The 9001-nt window shown below is 70.8% G+C and carries 10 protein-coding genes; 5 read left to right on the top strand and 5 right to left on the bottom strand.

The genetic code is table 11. From position 1 onward, the window contains the following. The 3 genes from H5J26_RS05650 to H5J26_RS05640 form a co-directional block, all read right to left on the bottom strand. The coding region (locus H5J26_RS05650; protein WP_181764580.1) for an FG-GAP-like repeat-containing protein at positions 1–1457 on the bottom strand (1457 nt) is incomplete at its 3' end. 194 nt (positions 1458–1651) lie between these two features. Beyond that, positions 1652–2665, bottom strand: coding sequence for a TAXI family TRAP transporter solute-binding subunit (locus H5J26_RS05645; RefSeq protein WP_181764579.1), 1014 nt, complete (start codon positions 2663–2665; stop codon positions 1652–1654). Positions 2666–2718: 53 nt separating this feature from the next. Further along, positions 2719–3309 carry a TetR/AcrR family transcriptional regulator gene (locus H5J26_RS05640; protein WP_181764578.1) on the bottom strand — a complete coding sequence of 197 codons (591 nt, stop codon included), beginning with the start codon at positions 3307–3309 and terminating at the stop codon, positions 2719–2721. A gap of 101 nt (positions 3310–3410) precedes the next feature. Between H5J26_RS05640 and H5J26_RS05635 the strand changes: the two genes are divergently transcribed. The 4 genes from H5J26_RS05635 to H5J26_RS05620 all read left to right on the top strand — a co-directional run bounded on the left by H5J26_RS05635 (position 3411) and on the right by H5J26_RS05620 (position 7097). Beyond that, positions 3411–4331 (top strand): oxidoreductase, encoded by a 921-nt coding sequence (locus H5J26_RS05635; RefSeq protein ID WP_181764577.1) that lies wholly within the window; start codon positions 3411–3413, stop codon positions 4329–4331. 82 nt (positions 4332–4413) lie between these two features. Continuing rightward, positions 4414–5907, top strand: a complete 1494-nt coding sequence (gene miaB, locus H5J26_RS05630; RefSeq protein ID WP_181764576.1) for a tRNA (N6-isopentenyl adenosine(37)-C2)-methylthiotransferase MiaB — start codon at positions 4414–4416, stop codon at positions 5905–5907. A gap of 73 nt (positions 5908–5980) precedes the next feature. Continuing rightward, positions 5981–6265, top strand: coding sequence for a hypothetical protein (locus tag H5J26_RS05625; protein ID WP_181764575.1), 285 nt, complete (start codon positions 5981–5983; stop codon positions 6263–6265). Between the two features lie 112 nt (positions 6266–6377). After that, on the top strand, positions 6378–7097 hold the full coding sequence (locus H5J26_RS05620; RefSeq protein ID WP_181764574.1) for a class III extradiol dioxygenase subunit B-like domain-containing protein: 720 nt from the start codon (positions 6378–6380) through the stop codon (positions 7095–7097). A 152-nt stretch (positions 7098–7249) separates the two neighbouring features. Here H5J26_RS05620 and H5J26_RS05615 read toward each other — a convergent pair whose 3' ends face one another. Both H5J26_RS05615 and H5J26_RS05610 read right to left on the bottom strand, forming a co-directional pair. Then, complete coding sequence (locus H5J26_RS05615) at positions 7250–7471, bottom strand: antitoxin (RefSeq protein ID WP_309237792.1); 222 nt, start codon at positions 7469–7471, stop codon at positions 7250–7252. Between the two features lie 50 nt (positions 7472–7521). Then, on the bottom strand, positions 7522–7755 hold the full coding sequence (locus H5J26_RS05610) for a hypothetical protein (protein ID WP_181764572.1): 234 nt from the start codon (positions 7753–7755) through the stop codon (positions 7522–7524). 181 nt (positions 7756–7936) lie between these two features. Between H5J26_RS05610 and miaA the strand changes: the two genes are divergently transcribed. Continuing rightward, entirely contained in the window at positions 7937–8893 is a 957-nt protein-coding gene (gene miaA, locus H5J26_RS05605; protein WP_181764571.1) for a tRNA (adenosine(37)-N6)-dimethylallyltransferase MiaA, read from the top strand. Positions 8894–9001 lie beyond the last annotated feature (108 nt).

Genomic DNA, 9001 nt, shown 5'->3' with positions numbered 1-9001 from the left:
GAAGCAGGGCGCGTCGAAAGCGCGGCGCCGAAGCGGGACTTGACCGACGGATAGTCGAAGGAGTCCGGCCCGAAGAGGATCGAGCCGTCGCCCGTGAGTCCGTCCGCACTGCCGTAGACGGTGCTGACGGCACCCGTGCCGAGCCACTTCCCCTGGGCGCCCACGGCCAGGTCCGCGGTTCCGTCGCCGTTGAAGTCGGCCGGTGCGAGAGCGGAGCCGAACTGGTCGTTCCCCTCGGCGACTCCCATGACGCCCTCGGTGTCGAGCGAGATGTTCTGCGCACCGGTTTCGGTGAGCCAGCTCTTGCTGCCGCGCACGACGGAGAGTGCGCCGGCGTTGTTGATGCCGTCGCTGTCCGGGGCGGAGCTGTCGGCGATCAGGACGTCGTCGAAGCCGTCGCCGTCGATGTCGGCGAGCTCTTCGGCGGTGCCGTTCTGCGGCTCGCCCTGCCAGGCCACGGCTCCGGCGGCGTCCAGGCCGTCCGTGGTGCCGGGGAAGGTGCGGAGCTGGTGGTCGTCGGGGCCGTCGGAGAAGCCGGTGTCGATGACGACGTCGTCCTTGCCGTCGCCGTTCACGTCGCCCACGACCGCGTTGTAGCCGGCGAAGGGGAGTCCGATGCCTTTGCCGAGGGCGCCGTCGAGCCCGTCCTTGGAACCGCGCAGCACGCCGAGGGTGCCCTCGTCTGCCGGGTCGTCGAAGTAGGCGACGGTGACGAGGTCCGCGTAGCCGTCGCCGTCGACGTCGCCCGCGGAGAAGCGGCCGGTGCCCGCGCCGCCGCCGGGCGGGGTGTACGCCTTGATCTTCGGCGTCGGGGTGGAGCGCAGGTTCTTGGCCCCGTGGACGACGTCGATCTTCGTTCCCTCGACGGTGGCCAGGTCCTGGAGCCCGTCCTTGTTGAAGTCGCCGAGGCTCAGCCGCCGTCCGAAGCCCTCCCGTGCGTTCACGGACGGGGCGTGGAAGGCGATGGCCTTGCTGGAGAGTCCCGTCGCGGAGCCGAAGATGATCGTCACCGATCCGGCGCCCTTGACGTCGCCTATGGCCTCGCCGCTGGCGCCCACGACGACATCGGCGTAGCCGTCGCCGTCCATGTCGCCGGCCGCGATGGACGAGCCGAACTTGTCACCCGCCTCCGGTGTTCCGGGCACTCCCGGACGGGACTGGGTGAACCCCTGGTGACGGCCCACGCTCATACCGGACTTGGAGCCGAAGGTCAGCGAGCCGTAGCCGGCCTTCGCGTGGCCCTTGACGGTGGCTTCGGGCGCACCGACGGTCAGGTCCTCGAAGCCGTCGCCGTCCACGTCGGCGGTCTTCCCCGCGGCCGCCTTCGCGGCAGCGCCCTGCGCGGTGGTCTTCGCGGCGCCGGGCTTCGCCGGTGCGGCGTACGAGGACGTGCTCGTCAGCGCGACCACTGTCGCCACCGCCGCCACGACTCCCAACGGCAGGATGTGTCTCCGCATGTGTGTGTCCCTTTCCGGTTCGTTGCGCCCGGCCTCCGGCTCCGAGCAGTGCTCGGGCCGAGTGGATGTGCGAGAGGTCAGGTCTGCACACAGTGGGACCGGCAACGGTCGGGAAGAGTTGGACACTTGCGTGTAACGGGTCCTTCTCAGGTTGTCGACAGCCGTCCGGCTGCTGCTCAACCGGCAGGCCACGCTCAGGGTTTGACCGACCGGTAGTAGTGGCTGGCGCCGGTGTGCAGCGGCAGCGGCGCCGTGTAGATCGCCGTACGCAGGTCGACCTTCTGCGCCGCGTGCACCTTGTCGCCGATCTGGTCGCGGCTGTTGAGCACCGCCCGCGTCATGCCTTCCGTCAGGGCCGTGTCCGTACGGTCGGTCGTCACCAGCAGGTTGGCCACCGCGACGGTCTTGACGGGTTCGCCCTGCTGCACGGCCGGATAGGCGTCGGGCGGCATCACGGCGGCGCGGTAGTAGCGCGTCTCGGGGTCCAGGGCGTGGAGTTTCTCCACGAGGTCGCCGAGCTGGACGAGCTGGATGTTGGTCTTCCCGGCCAGCCGCTCGATCGCCGTCGTCGGCAGTCCGCCGGACCAGAAGAAGGCGTCAAGCTTTCCCTTCTCCAGCAGGTCCGGCATGCGGTCGATGCCGGCGCGTACGGGACGCACGTCCTTGTCGGGGTCGAGTCCGGCGGCGCGCAGCAGGCGGCCTGCGATGAGGTTCACGCCCGAGCGTTCCTGCCCGACGCCCACCCGGAGGCCCTTCAGGTCCTTCGCGCTGCGCACGCTCGACCCGGCCGGAACGACGAGCTGAATGTAGTCGTCGTAGAGCCGCGCGCACGCGCGCAGCTGCTTCGCGCCCGGCTCCTTGTCGTCGCGGAAGGTGGCGACCGCGTCCGCCGCCGCGATGGTGAAGGAGGCCTTGCCGGAGGAGACCATGTCCAGGTTCTGCACGGAGCCCTGGCTCGGGAGCAGGCGCAGGTCGACATCGGGCATCTCGCGATGCAGCCGCTCCTTGAGGAGACTGCCGTAGCGGGCGTACACCCCCGTGGGCACACCGGTGGCGAAGGAGACCGTGCCGCTGGGGGAGGAGCTGCCGCCCGGCACGAGCCACCACGCCAGCAGCCCGAGCACGACTGCCACTGCTGCGGCGGCGCGCACGACGGACCGCCGGGGGCGGGCGCCGAGGCTGTGGGCGAATCGGCGGAAGCTGAACATGGCGGTGATCGTGCCAGTCCGGAGCCCTGGACGCGAGGGGCGAGGGCTGCGGCTCAGCGTCGTCTCAGCCCGGACAGCAGCATTTCCATGGCGTCGGTCACCACGACCTGTAGGTCCTCGCCGTCCAGCATCCCGCCGTTCGCCATGGCGGCGAGCCCGTGAAGCGTCGCGAGGGAGACCTGAGCGAGCGGCTCCGGGTCGCCCGGGACGAGCTCGCCGGACTGCTGCGCTTCGGAGATGACCGTCAGCGAGACGGCGAAGGCCTGCTCCGCCGCGGCGTACACGTGCTCGGCGCCCTCGCGGTGCTTGCCGGCATACATCAGCTCGAGCAGCGCGGCGTGCTGCGTCGCGAAGGCCACGTAGGTGTGGGCGAGGGCCTGGAGCTGGGGGGTGCATCCCGGCCCCGCGTCCCGTACGGCCTCGTCCAGGGCACGGCCGAGCCGTACGAAGCCGTCCTCGGCGAGGGCGTCCAGAAGCGCCTGGCGGTCGTTGAAGTGGCGCCGCGGGGCGCCGTGGCTGACGCCGATCTCGCGCGCCAGCTCACGCAGGGACAGTGCCTGCGTACCGCGCTCGCGGACGGTCTGCTCGGCCCGCGCGAGCAGGGCGGAGCGCAGGTTCCCGTGGTGGTAGGGGCGAGCAGGCATGGGCTGCAGATTACTCGACCGTCCCAGGTCAGGCGGCTGGGCGTTCCCGTTCGGCAATGTAGTCATTGACAGCATTGTAGGCAGTGACTACATTCCGGGTCATGAACACTCCCGCATGGACAGCGCAAGAACTGCCCGACCTGTCGGGCCGGACGGTCGTCGTCACCGGCGCCAACAGTGGACTCGGCCTGGTCACCGCACGCGAGCTCGCCGGCGCCGGCGCCCACGTCGTACTCGCCGTACGTGACGTGACCCGCGGCGAGACAGCGGCCTCGACGGTGCGCGGCAGCACCGAGGTACGCCGGCTCGACCTGGCGGACCTGGCCTCCGTACGCGCCTTCGCCGAGCAGTGGCAGGGGCCCATCGACATCCTGATCAACAACGCGGGCGTGATGGCGATACCCGAGCGCCGCACAGCCGACGGCTTCGAGATGCAGATCGGAACGAACCACCTCGGCCACTTCGCCCTGACGAATCTCCTGCTGCCGCACATCACCGGCCGCGTGGTGAGCGTCGCCTCCTCCGCGCACCGCTTCGGGCGGATCTCCTTCGACGACCTCAACTCCCGCAAGGGGTACGGCCGCTGGCGTGCGTACGGGCAGTCGAAGCTCGCCAACCTCCTCTTCGTCCTCGAACTCTCCCGTCGTCTGGAGGACGCGGGCACGCAGATCGGCGCCCACGCCGCCCATCCCGGCTACGCGGCCACCAACTTGCAGGGGCACACGACCAACAAGGCCGAGAAGGCCGTGATGGCCGTCGCGAACCGCCTGGTCGCACAGCGGGACGACATGGGCGCCCTGCCGACGCTCTTCGCGGCGACTCAGCAGCTGCCGGGCGCGAGTTACACCGGGCCGGGCGGTCCCATGGAAAGCCGCGGTCACCCCGCACCTGCCGCCAAGAGCGCCGCCGCCCGCGACGCGGACGCCGCCAGGCGCCTGTGGACGCTCTCCGAGGAACTGACCGGAGTCACCTTCCCCCTGGCTCTCGCCAGGGCGGACCGGAACCGCTCCGAGGACCGCTGACCCGGGGCGCCGGCAGAGGGCCGGAGCCCGGTGCGAGCGGGGCGCGAACGCCACCGGTGAGCGCGTACCCTGGTCGACTGAGATGACTGCGAAGACTTATGAGCTGCGGACGTTCGGCTGCCAGATGAACGTCCACGACAGCGAGCGGATGGCGGGCCTGCTGGAGGACGCGGGCTACGTGCGCGCGCCCGGGGACAAGGACGGCGGGGCCACCGCGGATCTCGTCGTCTTCAACACCTGTGCGGTGCGGGAGAACGCGGACAACCGGCTGTACGGCAACCTCGGGCAGCTGGCGCCGAAGAAGGCCGCCCACCCCGGCATGCAGATCGCTGTGGGCGGCTGCCTCGCGCAGAAGGACCGCGAGACGATCGTGAAGAAGGCCCCCTGGGTCGACGTGGTCTTCGGCACCCACAACGTGGGCAAGCTGCCCGTCCTTCTGGAGCGTGCGCGCATCCAGGAGGAGGCGCAGGTCGAGGTCGTGGAGTCGCTCGAGGCGTTCCCCTCGACGCTTCCGACGCGGCGCGAGAGCGCCTATGCCGCGTGGGTGTCCGTCTCGGTCGGATGCAACAACACCTGCACGTTCTGCATCGTTCCGCAGCTGCGCGGCAAGGAGAAGGACCGCCGGCCCGGCGACATCCTCGCCGAGGTCGAGGCGCTCGTCGCCGAGGGCGTCACCGAGATCACGCTGCTCGGTCAGAACGTCAACGCCTACGGCTCGGACATCGGCGACCGGGAGGCGTTCAGCAAGCTGCTGCGCGCCTGCGGACGCATCGAGGGACTGGAGCGGGTCCGCTTCACCTCACCGCACCCGCGGGACTTCACCGACGACGTGATCGCTGCCATGGCCGAGACGCCGAACGTGATGCCGCAGCTGCACATGCCGCTCCAGTCCGGTTCGTCACGGGTGCTGAAGGCGATGCGGCGCTCCTACCGGCAGGAGCGGTTCCTCGGAATCATCGAGAACGTGCGCGCCGCGATGCCGGAGGCCGCCATCTCGACCGACATCATCGTGGGCTTCCCCGGCGAGACCGAGGAGGACTTCCAGGAGACGCTGCACGTGGTGCGCGAGGCGCGCTTCACCCAGGCGTTCACCTTCCAGTACAGCAAGCGCCCCGGGACGCCCGCCGCCGAGATGGACGGGCAGATCCCGAAGAAGGTCGTCCAGGAACGCTACGAACGCCTCGTCGCCCTCCAGGAGGAGATCTCCTGGGAGGAGAACAAGAAGCAGGTCGGCCGCACCCTGGAGCTGCTGGTCGCCGAGGGGGAGGGCCGCAAGGACGACGCCACCAGGCGCCTGTCCGGCCGCGCCCCCGACAACCGGCTGGTGCACTTCGCCCGTCCCGAGGAGCCGGTACGGCCCGGGGACACCGTCACCGTCGAGGTGACGTACGCCGCCCCGCACCACCTGCTCGCGGAGGGCCCCCCGACCAGCGTGCGCCGCACCCGCGCGGGCGACGCGTGGGAGGCGCGGCAGGCCGCGCCGAGCGCGCCGCAGCAGGGCGTGATGCTGGGGCTGCCGACCGTCGGCGCACCCGAACCGGTGCCCGCCGACGCGGGTGGCTGTAGCGTCTGCTGACGCGTGAACAGGGGTGCGCAGGCCAGCACGGCGCCGGCACGCGATGTACCCGACGGACGATGAGGGGGCGCGTGTGCCGACGTGGGGGCTGATAGTCGAGGAGACCGGAGGGCTTCGGGACCGCCGCTGGGAGGCCTTCCCGCTGGGTGACTTCGAGGGCACCCGCGAGGAGGCCATGGCCCGGCTCCTGGAGCGGGCGAAGACCCACCGTCCCGAGCATCCCCGCATCGCGAAGCGGCGGACGATCTACGAGACGATCGACGGCTACATCGTGTTCGTCAAGGGCGCGACCGAGACGTTCCACCTGCGCTTCTCCGTGGCCGAACTCGTGCACGACAGCGCCTCGCAGAAGCGCTGAACCGCTCTCCGGCCGATCTCGGCCACTCGCTCCGCCGGGACCCGGGCACGAGCCGAAGAGAGTGTGCATCGCGCGGTTACGCAGAGCGACTTGCGGCGTTAAGCTGCGCGCCATGCTTGTCGCCGCCGCCGTATGCCCCAGCCCGCCGTTGCTCGTACCCGAGGTCGCGGGAGGGGCGGCCCATGAGATGGACGCCGCCCGCGCCGCCTGTGACGACGCACTCGGTGCCCTCGCCGACGCCCGCCCCGACCGCCTCGTCGTCATCGGTCCCGCCGATCAAGCCGCCCGCGGTACGCATCCGCAGGGCGCGCGGGGCTCCCTGCTGGGTTACGGGGTCGATCTGGAGGTCAGCCTCGGCAAGGGCGACGCACCGCCTGACGCGCATCCGCTGCCCTCGTCCCTGACCGTCGGAGCATGGCTGCTGACCCGTGCCGACTGGACCGCCGCCCCCGTCGAGGGTCTCGGCGTCGGCGAGCCGCTGAGCAGGGAGCGCTGCGAGGAGACCGGTGGTCAACTCGCCGCCGGTGCCGAACGGGTGGCCCTGCTGGTGATGGGGGACGGCACCAACTGCCGCACCCTCAAGGCCCCGGGCTACTTCGACGACCGCGCGGTGGCCTTCGACCGGCAGGCCGCCCGTGCCCTCGCCGCCGCCGACGCGGGCGGACTCCTGGCGCTGGACGAGGAGTTGGCGTACGAACTCGGCGCGTCCGGCCGCTCCTGCTGGCAGGTGCTTGCGGGAGCGGCGTCCGCGACGACGGGCGGCCTCCAGGGGCGCCTCCTCTACGACGAGGCCCCGTACGGCGTGGGCTATCTCGTCGCGAGCTGGTCCTGACCCGACGAACCCGCCTGTGACGCAAGGCTGTTGAACCTTCCCCGGGTGCGAGACGCCTGAGGGCGTGTACCCACCGGTGATCCGGTGGGCACACGCCCTCTTGTGCGACGCACGGCCTTCAGGCCGGTCGCGGAGGTACTCCGGGCGGAGCGTCAGGACCCGCCGGGGCCCTTCCCGTGGCCCTTGCCTCCGCGGCCTTCGCCGCCTTCCTTGCCGCTGAGCTTGTCGGCCTGATCCTTGGCCTTCTGGGTACCGGTCTTGATCTGGTTGCTGTACTTGCCCTTGGTCTTCGTATCGGCCATCTCACCGGCCTTGTCGAGACCCTTGGTCATCTTGTCGCTGTGCTGGCTCAGCATCCCTTTGACCTTGTCCATGAAGCCCATGGTGGCCACCTTCCTTCTGTCCGGTGTGCCTGATGCGGCATTCACTTGCGGGCGTCGTCCGCGGCCTCGCTGTCGGCTGCTTCCTCGGCGGACTGCTGCTTCGGAATGCCGACGTCCTCAGCCTCGGAACCGTCCCCGGTACCGGCTGTCGCCGCCTTGCCCTCCTCTTCCTTCGCCTTCTCGCCCGCCGCGGCCTCAGGGGCCGTGGCGGCGCCGGCGGCCGGCTCCCGCGGTGTGCCGGAAGAACGGCGCAGAAGTCTTGCAAAGACGCCCATATCTACACTCCTGACCTTACTAACGCGGCCGCGATCCGGCGCCCTGGGGAAGCAGCGCCTCCCCGCACCGTCCCGGAAATCGGCTCTGGAACCCTCGCAACAGGCAACGACCCCGGAGGGTGAGCGTCACGTCGCTCATTCGGGGTTCGAGGGCCTGCGGGAGGTTTGCGACACTGATCACGTGAACGCCGCATCCCCCTCCCCGCCCCCCCGCAGTGCCCCTCCGGTCGTCGCCGTCGTCGGTCCCACCGCTGCCGGGAAGTCCGATCTCGGCGTCGCTCTCGCCCGGCACCTGGGCGGTGAGGTGATCAACGCGGACTCGATGCAGCTCTACCGCGGCATGGACATCGGTACGGCGAAACTCACGCCCGAGGAGCGTGAGGGCGTCCCGCACCAGATGCTGGACATCTGGGACGTCACCGTCGCCGCCAGCGTCGCCGAGTACCAGCGGCTCGCCCGCGCCGAGATCGACAGGCTCCTCGCCGAGGGCAGGGTGCCCGTCCTCGTGGGCGGCTCGGGGCTCTACGTGCGGGGCGCCATCGACGCCATGGATTTCCCGGGCACCGACCCTTCCGTACGCGCACGCCTGGAGGAGGAGCTCGCAGAGCACGGCTCGGGGGTTCTGCACATGCGCCTGGCGGAGGCCGATCCGGGGGCCGCCCGCGCCATCCTGCCCAGCAACGGCCGGCGCATCGTCCGCGCGCTGGAGGTCATCGAGATCACGGGCCGCCCCTTCACGGCGAACCTGCCGGGGCACGAGGCGGTCTACGAGACGGTCCAGATCGGAGTCGACGTCGCCCGCCCCGAGCTGGACGAGCGGATCGCCGCTCGCGTCGACCGCATGTGGGAGGCGGGACTGGTGGGGGAGGTGCGCGCCCTGGAGGCGGCCGGGCTGCGCACGGGCCGTACGGCATCGCGTGCGCTGGGTTACCAGCAGGTGCTTGCGATGCTCGCGGGGGAGTGCACCGATCAGGAAGCGCGCGAGGAGACCGTGCGCGCCACGAAGCGCTTCGCCCGCCGGCAGGACTCGTGGTTCCGTCGCGACCCCCGCGTGCACTGGCTCAGTGGCGCGGAAGCCGACCGGGCGGAACTGACCGGGAAGGCCCTGGCCTTGCTGGAAGAAGCGGTCACAGCCTGACCAAGTGCTGCAAGTGCGTGGGCGGATGACGGTCAGGGTGGGAATCGACACCCTTGGATCCGTCAACAGCTCGCTCTGCTCCTGGCGTTGACGGCGGCAGGCCGGTTG

Origin of the sequence: Streptomyces albidus (ex Kaewkla and Franco 2022), assembly GCF_013870515.1 — a bacterium.
GTDB lineage: Bacteria > Actinomycetota > Actinomycetes > Streptomycetales > Streptomycetaceae > Streptomyces > Streptomyces albidus.
The sequence above is the reverse complement of the archived record's forward strand: the minus strand, read 5'-3'. Positions and strand labels throughout refer to the sequence as shown.